This window comes from Mycobacterium colombiense (genome assembly GCF_001665835.1).
Lineage (GTDB): Bacteria > Actinomycetota > Actinomycetes > Mycobacteriales > Mycobacteriaceae > Mycobacterium > Mycobacterium colombiense_A.
This window is the reverse complement of sequence record NZ_LZSX01000015.1, coordinates 1-20,906: the sequence shown is the minus strand read 5'-3', so window position 1 is coordinate 20,906 and position 20,906 is coordinate 1. Positions and strand designations below refer to the sequence as shown.

Below are 20,906 nucleotides of genomic sequence, written 5' to 3'. Positions count from 1 at the left end.
AGGGCCGCACCACGGCCACCTCGATTGATGGGGTGTTCGCCTCCGGGGACCTGGTGGACCGCACCTACCGCCAGGCCGTCACCGCCGCCGGCAGCGGCTGCTCGGCCGCCATCGACGCCGAACGCTGGCTCGCCGACCGCGAGGAAACCGACGTGGACGCGTCCGTGACGCCGGCGATCGGCCGAGAGCCGTTGCGTAGCTGAGTCTTTCAGGCGACGTCGGCGACCAGAACGCCCATCCGGCGCAGCCCCAGGCGCGCGATGAACGGCAGTCCGTCGCCGTCGGCGCCGGTGGGCAGCACCCGCACGTTGGTGATGTGCACGTCGCGATTGCGGAGCTGCAGATCTCCCTCGCCGGCGGCCAGCAGGTTCTTCACCCAGTCGGTGTTGCCGTGGCCCAACAGGATTGCCACGACGTTGCCTTTGCGGTAGGCGTTCACCACGGTCCGGTACGGTTTACCCGATTTGCGGCCGAGATGGTTGACCACGACGAACGTCGGCAGGAAGCGGGCCACCCGCCGCATGACCGGGTTCATGTACTTCATCTGCAACCGGTCGATCCAGGTCGGAAACAGCATCGGCAGGCCGGGGGCGTTGTTGGGATGATCCTTGGGGGACATGAGAACTCCTGAGCTTAGACGGGAAGCTTGGCGGAAGTTGTTCTGCGGCCGCCGAGTTGGGCCGGCAGCCGGGTGTAGCCGTGCAGGTTGATCAGCCCCCGCCGCTGTGGGGGAGCGGTGAGGCGCAGATCGGGGAAACTCTCGAAGAGGGCGCGCAGAGCGGTGGCGCCTTCGATGCGGGCCAGGGCGGCGCCGAGGCAGGCGTGGATGCCGGACGCGAACGCCAGGTGATCGCGCGCGTTGGGCCGGGTGATGTCGAATCTCGTTGGGTCCGTGAAGATTTTCGGATCGCGGTTGGCGCCACCGAGGAACAGGCCGACCATGTCGCCGGCCGCGATGTGGATTCCGGCGATCTCGACGTCGCAACTCGGGGTGCGCGCGGTCATCTGCACGGGGCTGGCGAGCCGCAGGATCTCCTCGACGGCACCGGGCCACAGGTCCGGATTGTCGTGCAGCAGCGCCAATTGGTCGGGATGCTGCAGCAGCAGGACGATGCCGTTGCCGATCAGGTTCACCGTCGTTTCGAAGCCCGCGCCGATGATCAGCGCGGCGTTGGCGGTGAGCTCGCGGTCGGTCAGCGAGCCGTCGGCGGCCATCCGGCCGAACGGATTGTCGCTGTGCGGGTCGGCGCGCAGCTTATGGAAGTGCTCCAGCAGGTAGTCGTCGACGCCGCGCAGGCCGTCGATGGCGTCGCGGTAGGTCTTCCAGTCGATCCCGATGTCGAGCAGCGGGGAGCCGCTGCGGCCCCACGCCAGCATGCGGGGGTAGGAATCGGGCGGCAGGCCAAGGATTTCGGCGATGATGGCGACCGGCAGTTGCGTCGCGAAGTCGGCGATCAAATCGGGCTGCGGTGCGGCGGCGATGCGGTCGATCAGGTCCATCGTCACCTCGACGACGCGGGTGTCCAGCGAGTCGATGGCGCGCGGGGTGAAACTCTGGGCGACCAGTTGCCGGTAGCGGGTGTGATCGGGCGGATTCACGATCACCATGGCGGGCGGCTCCACCGGATTGGCCACGCCCGGATCGGTTTTGGCGATGAGCTTCTTCAGCGGCCCGGGTAGCTCCATCTCGGTGGGCGCGGTGACACCAAAGCGCTTGTCCCGCAGAATCTGTCGGCACACCGCGTGGTCGACGCTGGCCCACACGTACGGGGAGCGCACCACCGGTCCGCGTGCCCTGATCTGCTCCATGAGCGCGTAGCGGTCCTCGCCCGGGGTGCCGGTGCGCAGCAGCCGGGCCAGCGGGTCGCCGCGACGGGCCTGAACGGCGAAGTACGCCCGCGGTACGCCATGCATGGCCGCCCACCGGGCCCTGAGTCCGAGTCGCATAACGATCCCTCCCGAAAGGCCAACCCGAGATGCAACATGCGATACAATGAGACTCTCAATGTCTCACACGCTTCGATCGCTACGATACGACGGCCACGACGAACCGGCAAGGAGGGATCGATGACCACGACGCGAACGGCGGAGTTCGTCCGTCGCCTCACCGAGCCGGATCCCGTCGTTCTCGCCCAGGTCATCAGCCCCGACGAGATCACCGCCCGCATCCTGGCCGCCACCATCGAGCAGGCCGAGCTCGTCGGCATGCGCCGGATCACGATGGAGGACGTGGCGCGGCGCAGCGGCGTCGGGCGTGCCACCCTGTACCGGCGGTTCCCCACCAAGGCCGCGCTCGTCGATGCCGTCGTGCTCGCCGAGGCGCGCCGCTTCCTCGAGGGCGACGCGCAGGCCTGGGCGCATGGCGAGACGCTCGAAGACCGCATGGTCTACAGCACGGTGTTCTCGGTGACGTTCATGCGCGAACACGCCCTGCTCAAGAAGCTGCTGCGCACCGAGCCCGAGACGATCCTGCCCAGCCTGACCATCGACGCGGGCGCCATCCTCGACTACGCCACCGAACACGCTATGGGGCTGCTGCGCACCGAGCTCTACGGTACGTCGAAAACCACTGCGGCACAGGAACGTCACCTGCGCACCGTCGCGGAACTGCACACCCGGCTGACGCTGTCGTTCATCGTGACCCCGCACACCGGCATCAACCTGGCCACCATCGACGACACCCGCACGTACGTGCGCAACTATCTGATGCCGATGGTCACCGGGCCCAGTTAGTCTTTGGCCTGGTGCGTCACAGGCGTGTCGCCCGCAGCGAACGCGACGTCGGGGTTGAGGATGCCCGCGGGATCGAAGCTCGCCTTGATGCGGCGCATCAGGTCGACCTTGATCGGGTCTTCGAGTTCGACGAAGTAGGGGGCCTTGGCGCGGCCGAGGCCGTGCTCTCCGGAGATCGCGCCACCCAATTCCATTGCCAGCGCGAAGATGTCGGTCAGCAGCTGCTTCCGGATCGCCGCATCCGGGCAGAAGATGGCCAGGTGCACGTTGCCGTCACCCGCGTGCCCGCAGCCCGCCGCCGCGCCGCCGGCCGCCGCGGCCAGACCGCGCGCACCGGACAGGAACTTGGGCATCGCGCCGCGCGGCACGACGGTGTCGATGAGGTCATCGGCGTTGAGCGCCTTGAGTGTCCAGAACGCCTTCTCGCGCGCCTCGATCAGCTTGCGCGCCGAGCCACCCTCCAGCACGTAGGCGTCCACGGCACCAAGTTCGGCGAGCAGTTCGCCGGCCTTCTCGACGTCCTCGTCCAGCCGGTCGGTAGTTCGATTCTCAAGCGCGACAACCAGATAGGCCTGACAGCTGTCGCGGATGTTGTCGGGCACGCCCAGCTCGAGATTCTGGGTGTGGACCAGCGCGGCCATCGTCACGTTGTCTATGTACTCGAGGATGTAGGGCGCCAGGCCGCTGCCGAGGATCTTCGGCACCGCCTCCATGACCTGGTCGAAGTCGGCGAACGGGGCGAGCACGGTGGCGCTGTGGTCCAGGCGCGGATGCAGCTTGACGGTCACCTCGGTGGCCAGCGCCAGGGTGCCTTCGGAGCCGACGATGAGCTGGGTCAGGTCGTAGCCCGTGGAGACCTTGGCGATCTTGCCGCCGGTGCGGATGAGCTCGCCGGTGGGCAGCGCGGCCTGCAGCCCCAGCACGTTGTGGCGGGCGACGCCGTACTTGACCGCGCGCATGCCGCCGGCGTTGGTGCCGACGTTGCCGCCGACGCTGGACGACAGCTCGCCCGGGTGCACCATGTACCGCAGCCCGGTGCCGGCGGTCGCGTCGTCCAGTTCGGCCAGCGTCACGCCGGGTTGGACGACGGCGACCTGGTTGGTCACGTCGACCTCCAGCACGGCGTTCATCCGCTCGAAGGAGATCAGCAGCCCGTCCGCGCGGGGGATCGCCGCACCCGACAGGCCGGTGCCCGAGCCGCGGGCCGTCACCGGCACCCGGCTTTCCGTGGCGACGCTGAGGAGTTGCGCGACTTCGTCGGCGGTCGCGGGCTTGGCCAGGTAGGCCGGCTTTTGCGGCGGCTTGGTCAGCACCTCGTCGTGCGAGTAGTCGTCGGAAATGGCGTCGCCCGTAAGCAGGTTGTGCGCGCCGACGATCTCCGCGAACCGCGCCGTCATGTCGGTCATCGAAGGCCTCACCTTCTTACGTGCCGGACAATTACTCACTGTATTCGGGGGTGCGGCTCGGTCTGCCTCGACGGTGTGCTGCCGCTAGGGTAGGGAAGGCGCGGTTTCGTGCAGGCCGATCCTGTTGGCCAGCCGGCCGGCGAACAATAGCGGCTATCAGCGGTGTCTCGGTGTAGCGACACGCGTGAGGCTGCGCACGTTATGTCGACGCCCGATTCGGGAATTCGCGGGCTGGACTGTCTTGAGAAAGGATTGCTGACGTGACCTCCTCGTCCCGCGGTTCGCGGCTCGGTACCCGGTTCGGGCCGTACGAGCTGCGATCACTGATCGGCACCGGGGCGATGGGCGAGGTCTACCGCGCATACGACACGGTTAAGGACCGGATGGTCGCCGTCAAGCTCTTACGTGGCGAGACGGCCGCGGACCCTGGCTTCCAGCAACGCCTTTGGCGCGAGTGCCGCAAGGTGACGCGACTGCAGGAGCCGCATGTCCTGCCGCTGCATGACTTCGGCGAGATCGACGGCGTGCCCTTCATCGACATGCACCTGGTCGACGACGGGGGCAGCCTCAAGGATCTGCTGCGCGAGCAGGGCGGGCTGGAGCCGTCGCGAGCGGCATCGATCACGGCGCAGGTGGCGCGCGCGCTGGACGCCGCGCACGCCGGCGGGCTGGTGCACCTCGACGTCAAACCCGAGAACATCCTGCTCACCCATGACCACTTCACCTACCTCGCCGACTTCGGCATCGCCCAGGCCGCCGGCGACGAGAACATCTCGCGGACCTATATGGCGCCCGAGCGATTCACCACCGGGCGCACCGGACCGCAGACCGACGTCTACTCGTTGGCGTGCGTGCTCTACGAGTGCCTCACTGGGCAGCCGCCATTCGAGAGTGAGGACGCGGGGGACCTGAAGCGCGCGCACATGCTGGCGCCGGCACCCCGACCCAGCATCATGCGTCGCGGCGTCGGCCGCGAGTACGACGAGATCATCACCCGGGGCATGGCCAAGCCGCGCGTCGCGCGATTCGCGTCCGCGGGTGACCTCGCCCGCGCCGCCAGCGAGGCGGTGTTCGCGGCCTACGAGCCGGTGGGTGCCGCGGCCGGCCGCAGCGGTCCCCCCAAGACGCGCCCGCTACCGATAGCCCCTCCCGAAGAACTCGACGAGCCCGCTGACACCAGCCCCGAGCCGCTCCCGGCGTCCGAGCGCTCATGGCACTGGCCGGCGATCGGCCGCACACCGCTCGTCGTGGCCGCGGTGGCGGCCGTGGTGTTGATCGCCGGGCTGCTGTTGTCGGTGAATTTGGTTGGCGGGACTCATCACAACGGTTCGACCTCCCCGCCGCTGTCTACTGCACAGGCGGCGCCTCCCGCCTCGACGACCCCACCGCCACCGCTGACGCCGACGCTGTCGCGCCCGGTGAAGGGCGCCGACGGGCTGGGGTTCGTGGGCGAGACGGCCCGCTGCGACCCTGGCAACCCGCCGGCCGCGGTGCTGCGGACCGCCAAGTCACTGGCGGTGGTGTGTAAGAACCTCAGTGGGACTTACTATTACCGCGGCGAGCGGATTCGCGACGGCGCCCACCTCGAACTGTCCAATGCCGAGCAGGTCGAGGATGGATTCGACGTCACCAATCCGGTCGACGGCGTCGTCTACGAGGTGCGGCCGAACCGGCTGCGGATCATCAGCTACGGGCACGTCGATTCTTCGGAACCTGTTCTGCAGTACGCCACGGCGTCGTAAGTGGGACGCGCGCAGCGCGTTTCTGCGTACCTGTGTGCGACGGGATAGTCCGAGCCTTGGCCTCATACGTCACATGGGTAACGGATTTCCGGCCATGAAGCGATTCCCAAACGTGCTAGCGGATGTGATAGCGCTTTTGACATTGGCTTATACGTCCGGCGCCAGCACGTCGCACGTGTGACGCAACGGCTAAATGCCGCGGGCACAAGTTACGCCGTCTTTGCCGGCGCCGCCGCGGGTCGCAGCATCCGCCCGCTCATAATCGCCGACAGCCATCCGGGCGCGAATCGTGTAACCGTCACCATCATCCGGTCGCGCAAGCCGGGCACGACCACTGCGCGGCCGCGGTCGAGACCGCGCAACCCGGCGGCCACGACGGGTCCGGGTTCGGCGAGGTGCCGATAGACCGCGGTGTGCGAGACGTCCGATCCGAGCGCGTCGACGAATCCGGTGTGGGTGGGCCCGGGGCAGAGCGCGGTCACCGTGACGCCGGAACCGCGGGTCTCGGCCCACAACGCCTGGCTCAGCGACAGCACGAACGCCTTCGAGGCACCATAGGTGGCTTGATAGGTGCCGGGCTGAAAGGCGATGGTGGAGGCCACATTCAAGATGCCACCGCGACCGCGGGCCAGCATCCCCGGCAGGACCGCGTGGATCAGGCGGACCGGGGCGTCGACGTTGACCGCGACCAGTTCGCGTTCGCGATCGGCGTCGATTTCCGCGAACGGGCCGTAGGTGCCGAAGCCCGCGTTGTTGACCAGCACGTCGATCACCCGTCCGTTCAGCCGGGCGATCAGATCCTCGACACCGTCGTCGGTGCCAAGATCGCCCACGACGAGTTCCACCTCGGTGCCCTGTCCGATCCGTTGCTTGACGGCCTCAAGTCGAGCCTGGTCCCGCCCGGCCAACACCAACGAGAAACCCCGCTGCGCCAGTTGTTCGGCGAAGATCGCGCCCAGACCTGAGCTGGCGCCGGTGACCACTGCCGTGTTCTTCATGACTCCTCCTTGGGAGTAGTGCTGGTTCTCAACGGCTTTGCTTGCCGCGCGGTATCGACACGGCGTGGCTGACGAGTCCGATTCCCGCGCCGAGGATCGGCCAGATCGGCCAGAAGTAGGTCGCGTCCGTCGTCAGGGCGACCGCCGCCCAGACCGTGAGCACGATGACGCACATGGCGAGGTACGCGGCCAGGTGAGCGCGCACCCCGCGACGGGCCGCGGCGATGCGAGCGGCACGCCGACGGGGGTCGTGACGCCGGATGCGATCGACCGGCAGGTCCGCGACGAGTTCACGTAGCTCTTGGGCCGTGTGCGTCTGGAACGCCGTCTGCAGCCGTTGGTCGTACTCGCCCACCTGCAGATAGCCCTGGGCGAGCGCCTGACCGAGTAGGTCGGCGGTCTTCTCCCGGTCGCGGGTGCCGGCGAGCGTCGATGTGGTTTCAAGCAGATTCGACATTTCGTCTCCTTGGTCGCCGATGTGAATAGCATTAACATAGACCTTAATGTTAATGTCGTCAACATGGCAGTGCAGCGGTCGACCGTCAGGCGGCGTCAGAGCTATCACCACGGCGACCTCAAACGCGCCCTGACCAGCGCCGCGCTATCGCTGGTGGCCGAGAAGGGGCCCAAAGGATTCACCCTCACCGAAGCGGCGCGCCGCGCCGGCGTCAGCGCCGCGGCTCCGTACCGACACTTCGCCGACAAGGCCGAGCTGCTAGCCGCCGTCGCCGAACAGGGATTCCACGAACTGCACGCCGCTCTGACCGCCGCCGCCGAGCGCGCATCGGATCCGAAGGAGCGGGTCGTCGAGCTCGGTCGTGCCTATGTGCAATGGGCCGTTGCCCATCCCGATCACTATCAGGTGATGTTCGGCGCGGAGTCGCTGAAGGCCGAGCAGCCGAGCGTGGCGGTCGCCGGCGAGCAGGCGTTCGGGAACCTGCTCGATGCGATCACCAAGTGCCAGGAGGCGGGGATTGTCGAGGGGCGGGATCCGCGAGAGGTTGCCGCGCCGCTCTGGTCGCTGGTGCACGGCATCGCGTCACTTGCCATCGGTGGCCAACTGACCGCTGTCGGGATTGTTCAAGCCCCCGACGAATTGATCGCGGGCGTTGTGGCTCAAGTGCTTTGAGCGATTACCACGGGCGTGACGTTTCCCGGGTTTCCCCCGGGGCGAAGGTGACCGGGAGCGTGCCCAGCCCGGTCATGCTCGGGTTGCCCAGGTATTGGTGGACGTTTTCGACGTCGACTTCATAATCGGGGATGCGGTCCAGGACGGCCTTGACCATCACGCCGGACATCAGCCGGGCTAGATGCGATCCGATGCAGCGGTGCGGCCCCAGCCCGAACGCGACGTGGCGGTTGGGTGCGCGGTCGAGGATGACCTCGTCGGGCCGGTCGAATTCGGTTTCGTCGTGGTTGGCCGACAGCCAGCTGATGACGACTTTGTCGTTCTTGCGGAGGCGTTGGCCGGCGAGGACGACGTCGTGAGTGACTGTGCGGCTGAGGGTTTGGTTGACGGAGAAGTAGCGCAGGAATTCGTCGGTGGCGGTGCGGTAGAGCTCGGGGTGCTCGATGAGTTGTCGTCGCATCTCCGGGTGGGTGCCGAGGTGCAGCAGGGTCAGCGCGGTCTGGGAGGTGGTGGTGTCGACCCCGCCGCCGATGAGGTTCCACAGGATGTTGAGCAGCTGCTCGTCGGTGAGGCGGTGACCGTCGAACTCGAACTGAATCAGGAAGCTGGTCAAGTCTTCTCGGGCGTCGGCCCGTCGGGTGGCCGCGAACTCGAGGACCTCTTCCATCATGGCGGGCACTTTGGCGATCGCGTCCGCGTACTCGTCGCTGTCCTGGGAGACGGCCATGACGGAGTGAAAGAGGTTGGCGTACAGGTGCCAGTTGTCGTAGGGCAGGCCCATCAGCTTCATGGTCAGGATGGCCGGGACCGGGCTGGCGTAGTCGAGCACCAGGTCCATGTGCCCTTTCGTTATTTGTTGGTCAAGGAACCAGTGCGCGGATTGCTCCATGAACGGCTTGAGTTTTTCGACGGCGCCGGGGGAGAAGAACGGCGCCAGCGCGTGCCGTAGAGCTTGGTGGTAGGGGCCGTCGACTTCGCCGATGCCCAGGGCCGGCTGGCCGTCGGGGCGGGGGACGCCCATCTCGCCTTGATAGTCGACGCCGTCGTCGGCGTTGGGCTCGTATTTGTGGGCGAAAGTGTCGCCGTTGCGGGCGGTTTGGCTCACGGCGTCATAGCTGCTGAGGAACCAGAACCCGCCGTAGTTCTCGTTCCACGCCACGGGACATCGCTGCCGCAGGTCGGCGTTGACGGCCAGCTCGTTGAGGTTGAAAGCGTCGGAATGATGGTCGAAGTCAACGATTGCGTCGGCCCTGACGTTCGGACGTGTGGCCATCGAAAAGCCCTCCAACGGAAGGTGATCTGCTTATTCGGCGGTAGCTGGCTGCTATTGGTTTATCTTTGCATTATTGCGCGTTTGGGCTGCGTGGTGGAAGTGGCTTCGAGGTCGGTGGGATGACCGCTTGGGCCTGATTTGCTGCGGGAAAGGTTGTCATGACGAGCCATCGGACGGTTTTCAATCACGTTGGGTTATGCGTCGCGGACCGCGAGCGGTCGCGCCGCTTCTACGAGGGCCTGCTGGGGTTTCAGTTCTGGTGGGAACTCGACCCACCCGATGGCCCGACCGCTCAGTTGGTGGGGCTGCCCGAGCCGCTCGGGGTGCATGCGACCTACTTGGTGCGGGATGGCTTGGTGCTCGAACTGATGGACTACTCGAAGCGCCAGGTTCATGCCGGCGCCGAGCGGGTGATGGACCAGATCGGGCTGACGCACATCTCGTTTTCGGTGTCTGATCTCCCCGGTGTGTTAGCCCGGGTGGCGGAGTTCGGGGGAGCGGTGGTCGACGGGACTGTGGGTGAGGCGATGGCGATGATCCGGGATCCGGATGGGCAGCTGTTGGAGTTGCTTTCGGAGAGGTGGTTGGCGGCGCTGCCGCCTTCGCCGCGATGTAGGTGAAGGCCCGGATACGCCATTCGTTGCCGGCATTTCGCCGCAAATTATTTCAAGCACCGGTACAGCTGCCACAGCCTGATTTTGATCCACCCGGCGGCGCTGCATCTGAGCGTGTTCGTCGGGTCGTTGATGGCTCATACCGTACGATCCTGGAGCTGATCTCGTTTGACGGGTCGCGGATCTAACGAACCTGTAGAGCAAAGCGACTCGAATAGTCAGTTTAACGTAATGAAGCATCGCTCAATAACCGGTCGTGCTCCCGTCGCTTTAGCCGCCCATTGAATATTAGAACTACATCGGGAACGCAAATGCCCCGAGTGGGCTATAACTTAGCAGGTTTATCAAGTTCTCCATGTCATTAAGCGCGAAGGCAAATCCATATCTTTCGTCTCAATGCAAGCAGATAATCGCTAACCAGATCCACCTATCTCAAAGGATTATGGGATAGTGCACTATCCGTTCGCTGCCCACCGCCGTCGGCGCGCAATCGCTCCAACTGATTTTGCGGACCTATGCTGAGATTCTGAGAGGACTTTGTCGGCGATCTCGATAAATGAAGCCGGGTAGATGACGCTATTGCATAGTACGGTCCGCGCGAGGTCTGCCGGCATTGTAGGTTTGTCGAATCGGTCGCCCACCCCTGCAAAAGCGTAACTTGCGCAGGGATATATTCTTGCTACCTCTTGGGCGCGGGTGCGCCAATCTGTGTCGCTAATGCATGGTGAACTATTCAGAGCAAGCCATTCCATACAAATATCGGCAATAATCCTATCATCTGACAATGCATTGCCCGGTATTAACGATACCAATTGCGTTCTTAGCGCATTTGCAGCCCGGAAGCCGAGCAAAACCTTCAGTCGGGTAGATGCGCCGCTCCCGAAAACTTGACTTAATACATCCGATGGTAAGGGAGCGCTCCTTGCCCTGCGAAGTACCTCGACAATATTGCGATATAGCGATCCTTCAAAACTAGTGAGGTATGAATCGATCATCGCTGCATTCTGCCTGACGTTGGCGGGAGTCGCGATTTGACAAAATATAAGAACATGACCAGCGCGATCTATGCTGTCGCAATTTTCTAGCAAAGTCTCGCGCCACCACGACCGATTGGCACGTCGTTTTGCAGCCTCAACTATAAACCCTATCACCCTTGATTTACATTCAAAGCCAGCCAGCTCGCTGTACGGTACGTTTGAAAGGCACGCACTCCCAACACACCATGACAGCCAGGTTACACCGAGCGCGGACTCATATATCGATGCGACTTCGCAAAAGACAGACGGGAGTCGCCACTCCGCTGACTGTCTTTTTTCGACAATCGAATTGATTCCCCGTACTAATTGTTTAAGATCGGGGTCTAATATGCTATCAAGGGTCTCCCCGGATTCTTCAAATCCGGGGTAGAAAAGACCTCGTCCAATGAGTGAACCATACTTAATCCAACTTATCGCTCGGCTTACCTGGCTAAGTATTCCATTGATAGACTCGACACCTGATGACCTATTCACCGCCATAAGAATCGCGTCTCTTTGTTCAGACGCGGTTTGCAATAATGCCGGGTGACCAGACTCCAAAAGAGTGAGTCTACATTCCATGGATTGTTCTGCCAGCTCGATCGCTGATCTTTGGTCAAGAGAGCCCGTCACCCCGATGTCAGCGCCTACTCTTAACCACACCTGCTGCGCTTCTATGATCGAATTCTCCGGTTTCGATTGGGCCCAGACACGCTGAATGACGTCAGGTGACAGACGTCGTAGGAGCATGACAATTTCTGACTTCGCGGCCTCGGACTCTGCAGACATCGCGGAAGAAACTAAATATTGTACGACCTCGTCTAAACCTCCGTCCCGGGGCAACGCTAGTTCGATGGAGAGTCCATCGGAATACTGCTGTAAGAACGCATAGCGAATTGTCAGGTTATCCAGTGCTCTTTCAAGTACCGATTTCATAATATTAGGCGCCTGATGAAAAACGCGGTCAGACAAAAGCGACGTGGCTATGGTTCGCGGAAGCGAAGTGAGAGCTCCGTCGCCATGGGCGAGTAACTCGCCTACCTGGTTTCCGAGGCCCGCGAGCTCGCCAACTGAGTAGCAACCAGCGTAGAACCGCGTGACATTGAGCCAATACGGGTTGGGCGCAATCGCCTCAAAAATCTCAGTTTTTGTACCACGTTTGGGGTCGCCAACAGGGCTATACGGCGCCGTGTCATATAGGTGCCGTGCAGCGAAGTACTCGCGAAGTGGCTGGACTTCAAACTCAAAGGTACCTTCAACTCGACTTACCAGCGCGACGATCCTCTGGACAACGCCGTCGAGCAAATCGTCCAATGTGTCAGTGGGATATTCACGCGATCGAAGGAAATCCGCAATCATATCGCGTAGCGTTTCCTGGCCGACACGACCACCAGTTCGACGTGATTCAGACGCTGAATGCATGCGCCACGCGAGGTAGCCGTGTATATCAATTAATAGCTGCCTATTTTCGAGAACAATTTGGTTCTTTTCGGCTTCGCGGTTGAAAAAGATATCAATGTATGCATCGTAGAGAGCGGTTCGATGATCTGGAAGCGCGTGGCCTCTTATGTGTACAAGGTTGAGAAGGATCGTCAATTGCATTGCATTTCGCGCCAAGTCTTTGATGTGTGTACTGGATAGCTTTTTCCTCAGCACCTGCTTTAGTTCGCGGATATCGATAGTGTTAAGCCTTCGCGCAGCTGCCCATCGATCGACGTACTCATAAACCAAGTCTTCGTTAATTGAATTTAACCGAAAATAGCTCCAAGTGTCGGCGCTGAATTGTGGCGCATTTGCAGATGCGACGGGTCTACTAGTCACGATGATTTGTGTTGAATTCGATGCGTGACGTAAACGACTGCTCGCGGCCGATACATGTTCGATGACAGACTTGCGATCGCTCATCGGCGCGACTTCATCGAGGCCGTCAAGAAATATGAGCGCGGGGACTCGCGAAAGGAACAGTTGAATGTCATCGACAGAAAATGATTGACCACCAGAAAAGTGCTGGACCTGAGCAGCAAGGAAAGATTCGAGGCTCGTAGTTGTATTCTCGGGAAGCGGGTTGCCGGATATCGGATTAGTGCCTTGAAGCCACAAAGCGAAGTCTCGTAGGTCGACTTTGAACGGTACTCTTGCTGGCACCGACCGATGGGTTTCCGGTATCTGGTCAAGTTCGGGGCGATTTAAAAAGCGCATCCGCTGAACTTGGCATATATATTGGGCAAGAGTGGATTTGCCTTGCCCTGGTGCTCCTTCGATAACTGCACGAGTAAAATATTCCTGAGCCGCCGGATGCGAAAGCAGCGTCGCGCCGGCAACTTCGAATCGGTTTCTCTGAGGGCTGGTTTGCTTCGCAACCATCATGACTATATCGATAGGGCGCGGTCCACGGTCCTCCTTGCCGGGAGTCTTCCTCTGTGCTCGACCGGGTCCTATTGGCACATCAATGAATAGCGAGAGAAGGGCGCTGGATTGCAAATCTGCCTGTTTGAATTTAACGTATTCATCTCTTTCGTACTGTGCAACCATGTAGTTTTCAATAGCAAGTCTGCGACGGCGCGACTGCTCGCCTAGTGATTCGTCGATAAGCATGCGCAGGACATCCGTGCCTGTCAAAATTTCCGAGAACCGCCACCTGAGTTCGTACTCGTTATTGAGGCGCGCATCAATATCGGGACGCCACCACATTTGTCCGGCGATGGGAAGAACTTCTTCGAGATACCCCTGAGTTCGGTCCATCGAGCCTACATCGAGAGCTCCTGTGCCGCCTAGGTTTGTAATTAATATGTATTTAGTTGCCCCCCTTTCTGCTAGGCGTTTGACTTTCGGGAGTTCCGCGTCGATCGTTGGTTTCAATAGTCTGAATGGGTCATCATTCGAGAATCGCTCTCTCTTGAACTTTATTTGAAAAATAATTACTTCATCTGCCGAGGATCGATCGAGAGCATCCCGGCCGCCGTCCTTTTGTCCTATTGGGAAGCATTGAGCGTTAGGGTAGCTCCTAACTACCAAGGCCTGTACGAATTGTTGAAAGCGGTCTGGTGTCAGACGCTCATAATTGAATTCCACTTAATCCTCCTCGCGTAGTCGCGGCCCGTTATCCAAAGTTTTATATGATCTCGCCATTGCCGAACGCTCTCAAAATCTCGGGTCGCACCAAACCCACGTCAGTTTGGGTGTAGCCACGGTAGTTGTCGAGAAGAAGCGCTGCGCCGGAATCAATTTCGTCTAGCAGCGTAGGCAGGCGGGTCAAGGTGTGCCCCTGTTCAGTTCTTGTCGATCGCGTTCAAGAATGGGCTGGGCTCGCCATGCCAGGTGACGAGAAGCTCTTCGCGGGCCCTTGTGCAGGCGACGAAGAGCAGGCAGCGTTCCCGCTCCCGATCGTGCTGGTGCGTCTGCTTGTCGTCCTCGACCGGGGTGATGGCGTTGGCAGCGGGCACCAGCCTGGCGCTGACACCGGCGACGCACATGCAGCGAAATTCCAGTCTCTTCATGCGGTGCATCGTGCCGACACGGGTGGCATCGTCGGCATCCCAAGCCTTCGCGAGGTCAACGCTCTCGATCCCGGCCCGCTTCAGGGCATGCTCGATTTTTGACGTTAACCACTTGGCGCGCACCGCAATACCGATCTCCGACGGTGCGATTCCGCTGTCGATCCAACCCTTCACAGACGCGGCAATGAATTTGGCTTCGGCGTCAGGGCTTTGGTGCCCGCTTAGTGCCGGTGGCTGCCCGTGCACGTACGACTTGCAGCCGGCGATGGAGTCCAGCCCGCCTTCCATGTCGTCGATCGGTTCGCCGCGCAGCAGGCCCAGGCTCCAGCCGAGAATCTCAGCGGTGGTTCGGTAGTTGATGTTCAGCCGTGACGACCGGCCGGCGATGTTTATTCCGACCTCCCGCAGACTGACACGATTGTCGTAGATGCGCTGGTGGGTGTCCCCAGCAATGAAAATATCGTCAGGTGCTTCGGCAACGGCCGCGCGGACCAGCCGCCATTGGTCGGGACTCAGATCCTGCGCTTCGTCGATAATGATGTGGCGGAATGGCTTCTGGGACGATTCCTCGAGCAAGCGGGTGGCTTCGCGGCGGATGGTTTCGTGCGTCCACACGCCCTGGTTGGTAAGGGTCTGCTCGAACTCCCAAATCGCTTGCCAGACTTGCGCCCGTTGGGCCGATCCGAGGGCTCGGCCGCGTCCGGTCCGTTTGGCCGCCAGGTAGTCGTCGGCGGTGCTGATGCGACGGGCCAGCACCACCTGCCGCCATTCCTCGGACAGGAATATTGGGGTGAAGCTGAGTCCCAGTTCGTCGATCAGCCCGGTCCACAACGCTTTTTCGTCGTAGGCGCCGAGCATGTGCGGTGCGCCACGAGTCTTCCGGAAGACGCGGTGCGCGATCCGGTCGACGTGTGACACCTCGGCGCGGCTTTCGACCTTCTCGTCGTCGACAAGGATGTCGAGACCGGACTGGAGCGTCTCGGCCAGCGTTGAGGTGAAGGTGGTGACGAGCACTTTGCCGTCCCCGCGTTTGGCGAGCATGTGCGCGCGATGCAGGGCGACGACGGTCTTACCGGTGCCGGGACCGCCGGTGACGCGGGCCGGCCCGTAATAGGTGGCGTCGACGACGGCGCGCTGGGTCGGGTGCAGGTACACGCGCCAGGTCGCGAACGGGTAGGCGAAAACATCCATCAATTCGTCAGGGCCGCTGACCAGGACGACGCGGTCGCTGCTGCGCAGGATGGCCGCGTCGATGTCCTCGGTATCGACCGGCTCCTTCACGATCTGCGCCCCAAGGTCTGCCCACACCTCTTCCGGTGTGAAACCGGCGGCGAGACCGAATAACACATCCCATTGTGTTTCGGGCAGAAAGGATTTCGCCGCGTCGAGCTGTGCCGCATCGGTGACGGTACGCGCGAACGCAAGAACCTTCTCGTCGATCCCAAGCTTGGATAATTCTCCATCGCTGATGTTGGCGAAGATCGGCTCGCCAGCGTTCTTGGCCACCTCAGCCATCTCGGGAATCTGGCGATCGAGTTCGGCTTCGTCGCGGATCTCGATGCCACCAGTGGCAGAGTTGACGGAGACGTTGCTGCGTTGTGCCCAGGCGTAGGCGTCGTCGTGCGGCAGCACCTTCAGCAACGTGTACACGTCACCAACGTTGGGAGCGAGGACGATTCCGCGCCAGGATTGGTCGATGCGGATGGACCGGAACCGTGGGTTGCGGGCGTTGGCGATCTTCTCCAGGTGCAGTCCGGTATGGGTGGCGGCGTCGAATTCGTCGAAGACCTCGGTGACCCGGTTGTAGACGGGCTTCTCGAGCTTTCCCAAGTCTTTGAGGAACCCTTTGTCGATGGCGAGTGGCATTATTTTTCCGTTGCTTGACTATTCGGGGTGACGGGGTCCGTGCCCGGCGGGAGGATCGGCGAGCGACTTCCAACCCTTGCCGCCGTTGGCGATTGCCTGAGTCATGCGGTCATAGGCATCCAGGACAAGGCGCTTGGTGCGGAACTCGCCGAAGTCGCGTTCTTCGTAATTGCGAATGACATTGAACGAGTCCAGTACGTGCTCAGCCTCGTCACGATCCAGGCCGTAGATGTGGAGGAAGCCGGCATCCAAGTCAGCGCGGAGTAATCCTCTGCGTTCGGGATCCCAATGAAACGGTGGACCGTTGTCGCCGAGATCCTGTGCGTAAGGCTTCAGACGGCAGGAGGTGTATGCCAATTCGAGAACGTATGGGTTGAGCCAAGTCTCGACGTGCTCGCTATGCCGCCAAGGAGTAGGGCGATCGAAGGACTCGGGCCGCGGGAACGCAAGCTGCTTTACGATGAAGTATGTCATCCCCGTGCCGCTGAGCTTTTGGCGTGAAACATAGTCGAAGGCGATGCTCGACCAGGTTGCATGCAGACAGGCGGCGTTCCGTAGATTCTCGACAAACGCGATTGGGAACTTGTGTCCAACTGCTGTGAGCGGCAGCACCGAGGGGATGAACGTCCGCATTTGCTCGGCTTTTGTTACGTCACGCCATCCGATGAGCCATTCGCGATCCCACCGGTTATTAATCCGATTCGTTAGCGCTGGTCGTTCGATCCAATCGTGAGCGAGAGGTTCCGCGGTGGGGTCGTCGTGCGCTTCGTCAGATAAGCGAGGAAGCGTCCTGAGGTTAAGCTGCGCCTGCGTCGCGTCTTTGTAGGTCGAGAAGCGATGATCGAAGTGGCCGAGCATCTTCGCCTCGTAGAGCGGCACGTACTCCTTGTTACCGCGTGTGTAGGACCAGCCGTTGAACTTTGCGTCGGCGAGATCGTCGGCGGTGCGAAACAACCCGGAGTCGTTGGCCATGTGGAAGAGCGTCGCGAATGACAGCCCCCACGGGTTGCCGTCGGGATCGCCGTCGCGGATGAGGATGGGATGGCGTGAGTAGATGCCGAGGGTGATGTCGGCATCCTTACGGCTGCGAAACATCGGGAGCGTTCCTGTGTTCGGGTTCAGCGCAAGGACTTCCTTGGCTGCCAACTGGAATCGCTTGTTGGGCACATCGGAGATGTGGCGATTGAGGAATGCGAACTTGGTGCGGCCCACCGTGCGTCGGACGCCGGTCATCGTTGTGACCGCGAACCGGTACGCGTGGTGCACGTCCCGGAAGATCTTGGCTTCGTTGTCGAAGTCGTAGAACGCGTACAGCCGTTGATTGCTCAGGGTGTCGGCGAAGAGCGGCGCTGTCGTCTTATCGGTCGCCAGCCCAGTGGGGGCGACGATGCCGGCCGCGCCCTCAGGGTTGGTGACGGTACGCATGGTCTCAGCGAACACGCTGTAGGTGTTGACATCGCCCTGGCCCGTAAACGGGTAGCGGCCGCTCTTCAGCAGCAAGTGTGCAGTGCCGTCGGACTGCCGCAACGCTGCGAGGTACGCGCGATGCAAATCGTGGTCGGTCTCGACGAGTCCGTCGATCATCTTCTTGCGGATGGCCGCGGTGGCTGCGCCCTCGATGTCGGGTCGGCCGGCGTTGCCGAAGAACTCTTTGTCCTGGATCTTGACTCGCTCCCATGGCGGATTGCCGACGACGCAGGAGAACCCGCCCGTCCATCCGGTGTCGGCGTCGGCACTGCCGTCGCCGGGGACTGTGAAGATGCCGGGGAATTCCAAGTGCCAGTGGAAGAACCGATACTGGCGGGCGAGGGCGTTGATCTGGGTGATGATGGTGTCGGGTACCGATTCCGGGCTGTCGGACAGTGCGCGCACGGTTGCGTGGGTGATGCCCTGCCCGGATGTGGTGGCCCCGGTCTTGGGTTGCACGAAGGCCGCACACCACGCGTCGGCGACCAGCTTGCGCCCCACCAGGCCGGGATCTGATTCAAGTTGACGCCACGCATCCGCGCGGGCCCGCAGGGCGGCCACCGACGCGACGGTGCTGGTGTCGGCTTCGCGGGCGGCCTTGGTGAATTGGGCGGTTTCGACGTTGAGGGTCTCGGGACCGAAGCTCAGCGTCAACTGGTCCTGGTCGGCTTGGCGCTCGAACTTGTTGCGGGCCTTGAGTTTCGAGGTCCAGGTTTTGTCGTCGTCACCCAGCGGGACGAATGCCGTGTCGGGGATGTTGTGGCGCAATAACTCTGGGGTGGTGCCTAGTAATGCGTTGCCGACGCGAAAGTGCGCGTCGAGGAACGGGAAGGGCCGGTCGGGGTCGAACGCCTCCAGCCACAGCGCCACCTTGGTGATTTCGATGGCCAGGTCGTTGAGGTCCACGCCGTAGACGCAGTGATCGACGACGTCGGCGGTAGCGGCGCGCACGGCGGCGGGAGTGGGCTCGGTGTCCCCGGTCCGCACGGCAGCCAAGGCGGCCGCGATCCTTCGTCCCGCGGCGACGACGAAATGACCGCTGCCGCAAGCGGGGTCGACCACCGTCAGATCGAGCAGCGCCTGTTCGGGATTGGACTGCCGGATCGCCTCGTCGATCAACGGGTTCAGCGCTTCGTCGAGCACCAGCGCAATCAGATCCGAGGGGGTGTAATAGGAGCCGGATTTCTTGCGTTCGTTGCCGGTGGAAACGTCGAGGGTGAACGCGCGTTCATCCGCATGGTAGCGCGGTGTGTAGGCCAGCAGCCCCTCATACATTCCGCCGAGTTCTTCGCTGTCGAGGTTGCGGTAGTCGACCGGGCGCGGCAGGCCGGTTACCGGGTCGTCGATCTGGGCCAGTGCTCGCACCGCGGCGAGCAGTGCCCGGTTGGGCAGCTTGGCGCCGTCGAGGATGCTCAGCGCATCCCGCGAAAACAGGCTTGCTCCGAGTCCGCTTAACCCGAGTGCGGGTAGCCCGTCGCCGGCAAGGGCGTCGGTGACGATTTGGTGGGCCTCCCACAGGTCGGTGTGCCAGCCGCCGATCGGTTCGGCCGCCAACCGCCGCAGCCGTGCGGTGGAGAAGTAGTCCGCATACAGGGTGCGGGCGGCGCCGGTGACATCGGAGCGGTGCAGCAGATCCCGGTCCTCGACGACGAACAGCACGATGAGCCGGTAGGCGATGCGCAGCAGTGCGCGTTGCAGGTCGCGGTCGGCGTCAGCGGCCGCCGCCAGCGTGTCACGCAGTGCCACGTTGGCCGGGTGGGCGACGAACCCGGTGCCCAGCTCTTGCAGCGCGGCCGCGACACCGTGCTGCAGGTTCAGCAGCGCACGGGCGCCGTCGTCGATGGCGGTGGTCCGCCAGCGTTCCAGCCAGCAGTTGCCGAGCTTGGGCTCGGCCAGCTCGGCTTCGGCATCCTCGCCGGAATCGTCGCTATCGGCAACGGCTTTGGCGGCCTTGTCGTCCAGGCGGGGGGCGAAACGGCTCGCGTGCACGGTGAAGAACAGGATGCGGAAGTCGGCGTAGAGCTGGTCGGTGAAGATCGCGTCGAGGTCGAACTCGACGAAGGACTGCCGGGTGAGGCTCGAGGCGTCGCGCAGCAGTCGCAGCTGATGGCCGTTGGACAGGATCGCCCACAGCGCGTGGTCTTCCCGGTTGAGGTAATCCTGCACCATGGCCTGCGGGGCGCGAGCGGCTACCCCGGGGGTTTTGCTGTCCAGGTGGATGCCGGCGCTCACCAGATGCAGCGGCACCCAGGCCGTGGCGTTCGCGGCGTCGGGCCAAGCGACACGGTGCGAGATCGGGAAGTGCGGCGCCTCGGTCTCGCCGAGCCCGGGCGGCACTTCCAGCCCGCCGCCGACGACATCGGGTCGGCCCCAACCCAATTCGTACAGCAGCGGCAGCAGCCACTTGTCGCGGGTGAGTTTGGTGGCGGTACCACCCCGGGGTAGCCGCTCCAGCGCGGTGCGCCAGGTGCGGTGCGCGGCCAGCATGGCTTCCCACGCGCGGGCGATAGCGCCGTTGACGGCCATCCCCGGTGGGAGCTGGTAGGCCTCGGCGGTCTGGCCGGGCATCCTCAATTCGTTGGCGCGCGGGATGGCCTCGGCGGGCAGCGCGGTGCCGACCGTGCGGACCGCCTTGAAGACGGTCACAGCGCTCATCGGGAGCCCCCGTCCGGCAGGAACACGTAGATGCCAAGGACGTCGGCGGGCGGCAGAAAACGCACGGCGGGCGCGCGGCCACCGGCCTTGCCGGCGGTGCGCACCGCCTGATGTTCGGACACCAGGTTTTTCGCTGCATCTTTTCCGGTTGTGGTGAGGTGTTTCGAGAGCGCGTCCAGGCGGCCCAGGGCGCGCCCCAATTGCATTCGCGCCAACGAGTCATCCACGTTGCCCGATGGTTTCAGTGTCAGCAACGTGTCGACGTCGGCCTGCGGCAGCCAGTTCAGAGTCTCTCCGCTCGCGGTGAACGCCATGAATTTTGCTTCCTCGGCGACCTGAGTGACGGTGGTGGCCGCGCCGGGGATGGTGATCTCCAGCCGGTACCGCACCATGAGCAATGTCGTGACCTTGCCGACCGCGCGGGTGCGCATCACCCCGGCGCGGCGTGCGGGTCGGGCCGCCGGGTCGAGCCGGGAGTCGAGCGCAGCGTCGAGGACGTAGCGGGACAAG

General features: G+C 62.9%; 13 protein-coding genes and 2 pseudogenes. 5 read left to right on the top strand and 10 right to left on the bottom strand.

Translation table 11 applies throughout. The annotated features are described in order from the left end of the window. Nucleotides 1-203: pseudogene (locus A5760_RS03755) on the top strand (thioredoxin-disulfide reductase); the annotation flags it as partial. 5 nt (nucleotides 204-208) lie between these two features. Here the strand turns inward: A5760_RS03755 and A5760_RS03750 are convergent. Together A5760_RS03750 and A5760_RS03745 are read right to left on the bottom strand one after the other, a co-directional pair. After that, nucleotides 209-619, bottom strand: coding sequence for a nitroreductase family deazaflavin-dependent oxidoreductase (locus A5760_RS03750; RefSeq protein WP_064877814.1), 411 nt, complete (start codon nucleotides 617-619; stop codon nucleotides 209-211). A gap of 14 nt (nucleotides 620-633) precedes the next feature. Beyond that, nucleotides 634-1,947: a cytochrome P450 gene (locus tag A5760_RS03745; RefSeq protein WP_064877812.1), complete on the bottom strand. Its 1,314-nt coding sequence runs from the start codon at nucleotides 1,945-1,947 to the stop codon at nucleotides 634-636. Between the two features lie 120 nt (nucleotides 1,948-2,067). Between A5760_RS03745 and A5760_RS03740 the strand changes: the two genes are divergently transcribed. After that, nucleotides 2,068-2,733 (top strand): TetR/AcrR family transcriptional regulator, encoded by a 666-nt coding sequence (locus A5760_RS03740; RefSeq protein ID WP_064877810.1) that lies wholly within the window; start codon nucleotides 2,068-2,070, stop codon nucleotides 2,731-2,733. On the opposite strand, the gene A5760_RS03735 is transcribed toward A5760_RS03740, so the two are convergent. Next, complete coding sequence (locus A5760_RS03735) at nucleotides 2,730-4,139, bottom strand: FAD-binding oxidoreductase (protein WP_064877808.1); 1,410 nt, start codon at nucleotides 4,137-4,139, stop codon at nucleotides 2,730-2,732. The genes A5760_RS03740 and A5760_RS03735 overlap by 4 nt on opposite strands. A gap of 260 nt (nucleotides 4,140-4,399) precedes the next feature. Between A5760_RS03735 and A5760_RS03730 the strand changes: the two genes are divergently transcribed. Further along, nucleotides 4,400-5,881 carry a serine/threonine-protein kinase gene (locus A5760_RS03730; RefSeq protein ID WP_064877806.1) on the top strand — a complete coding sequence of 494 codons (1,482 nt, stop codon included), beginning with the start codon at nucleotides 4,400-4,402 and terminating at the stop codon, nucleotides 5,879-5,881. Between the two features lie 209 nt (nucleotides 5,882-6,090). Here the strand turns inward: A5760_RS03730 and A5760_RS03725 are convergent, their stop codons facing one another. Beyond that, complete coding sequence (locus tag A5760_RS03725) at nucleotides 6,091-6,879, bottom strand: SDR family NAD(P)-dependent oxidoreductase (protein ID WP_064877804.1); 789 nt, start codon at nucleotides 6,877-6,879, stop codon at nucleotides 6,091-6,093. A gap of 28 nt (nucleotides 6,880-6,907) precedes the next feature. Continuing rightward, a complete protein-coding gene (locus A5760_RS03720; RefSeq protein ID WP_064877802.1) occupies nucleotides 6,908-7,336 on the bottom strand; it encodes a DUF1707 domain-containing protein in 429 nt (142 codons plus the stop codon). Between the two features lie 69 nt (nucleotides 7,337-7,405). Between A5760_RS03720 and A5760_RS03715 the strand changes: the two genes are divergently transcribed. Beyond that, a complete protein-coding gene (locus A5760_RS03715; RefSeq protein ID WP_064877816.1) occupies nucleotides 7,406-8,008 on the top strand; it encodes a TetR/AcrR family transcriptional regulator in 603 nt (200 codons plus the stop codon). Between the two features lie 4 nt (nucleotides 8,009-8,012). Here A5760_RS03715 and A5760_RS03710 read toward each other — a convergent pair whose 3' ends face one another. Continuing rightward, a complete protein-coding gene (locus A5760_RS03710) occupies nucleotides 8,013-9,281 on the bottom strand; it encodes a cytochrome P450 (protein ID WP_064877800.1) in 1,269 nt (422 codons plus the stop codon). Between the two features lie 158 nt (nucleotides 9,282-9,439). On the opposite strand from A5760_RS03710, the gene A5760_RS03705 reads away from it, so the two are divergent. Then, complete coding sequence (locus A5760_RS03705; RefSeq protein ID WP_064877798.1) at nucleotides 9,440-9,901, top strand: VOC family protein; 462 nt, start codon at nucleotides 9,440-9,442, stop codon at nucleotides 9,899-9,901. Between the two features lie 449 nt (nucleotides 9,902-10,350). Here A5760_RS03705 and A5760_RS26540 read toward each other — a convergent pair whose 3' ends face one another. The 4 genes and pseudogenes from A5760_RS26540 to A5760_RS26920 form a co-directional block, all read right to left on the bottom strand. Continuing rightward, the gene (locus A5760_RS26540; RefSeq protein ID WP_155764192.1) at nucleotides 10,351-13,983 is read right to left on the bottom strand and encodes an NACHT domain-containing protein; all 3,633 of its coding nucleotides are present in this window, start codon (nucleotides 13,981-13,983) and stop codon (nucleotides 10,351-10,353) included. A 197-nt stretch (nucleotides 13,984-14,180) separates the two neighbouring features. Next, the gene (locus A5760_RS03700) at nucleotides 14,181-16,274 is read right to left on the bottom strand and encodes a UvrD-helicase domain-containing protein (RefSeq protein WP_064877795.1); all 2,094 of its coding nucleotides are present in this window, start codon (nucleotides 16,272-16,274) and stop codon (nucleotides 14,181-14,183) included. 18 nt (nucleotides 16,275-16,292) lie between these two features. After that, the gene (locus A5760_RS03695) at nucleotides 16,293-20,396 is read right to left on the bottom strand and encodes an Eco57I restriction-modification methylase domain-containing protein (RefSeq protein WP_064877793.1); all 4,104 of its coding nucleotides are present in this window, start codon (nucleotides 20,394-20,396) and stop codon (nucleotides 16,293-16,295) included. Then, a pseudogene (locus tag A5760_RS26920) lies at nucleotides 20,393-20,906 on the bottom strand (helicase); the annotation flags it as partial. The gene A5760_RS03695 and the pseudogene A5760_RS26920, both read right to left, overlap by 4 nt.

Coding starts and splice junctions, on each gene's coding strand:
- A5760_RS03750 (WP_064877814.1), bottom strand. CDS start 619: ATGTCCCCCAAGGATCATCCCAACAACGCCCCCGGCCTGCCGATGCTG.
- A5760_RS03745 (WP_064877812.1), bottom strand. CDS start 1,947: ATGCGACTCGGACTCAGGGCCCGGTGGGCGGCCATGCATGGCGTACCG.
- A5760_RS03740 (WP_064877810.1), top strand. CDS start 2,068: ATGACCACGACGCGAACGGCGGAGTTCGTCCGTCGCCTCACCGAGCCG.
- A5760_RS03735 (WP_064877808.1), bottom strand. CDS start 4,139: ATGACCGACATGACGGCGCGGTTCGCGGAGATCGTCGGCGCGCACAAC.
- A5760_RS03725 (WP_064877804.1), bottom strand. CDS start 6,879: ATGAAGAACACGGCAGTGGTCACCGGCGCCAGCTCAGGTCTGGGCGCG.
- A5760_RS03720 (WP_064877802.1), bottom strand. CDS start 7,336: ATGTCGAATCTGCTTGAAACCACATCGACGCTCGCCGGCACCCGCGAC.
- A5760_RS03710 (WP_064877800.1), bottom strand. CDS start 9,281: ATGGCCACACGTCCGAACGTCAGGGCCGACGCAATCGTTGACTTCGAC.
- A5760_RS03705 (WP_064877798.1), top strand. CDS start 9,440: ATGACGAGCCATCGGACGGTTTTCAATCACGTTGGGTTATGCGTCGCG.
- A5760_RS03700 (WP_064877795.1), bottom strand. CDS start 16,274: ATGCCACTCGCCATCGACAAAGGGTTCCTCAAAGACTTGGGAAAGCTC.
- A5760_RS03695 (WP_064877793.1), bottom strand. CDS start 20,396: ATGAGCGCTGTGACCGTCTTCAAGGCGGTCCGCACGGTCGGCACCGCG.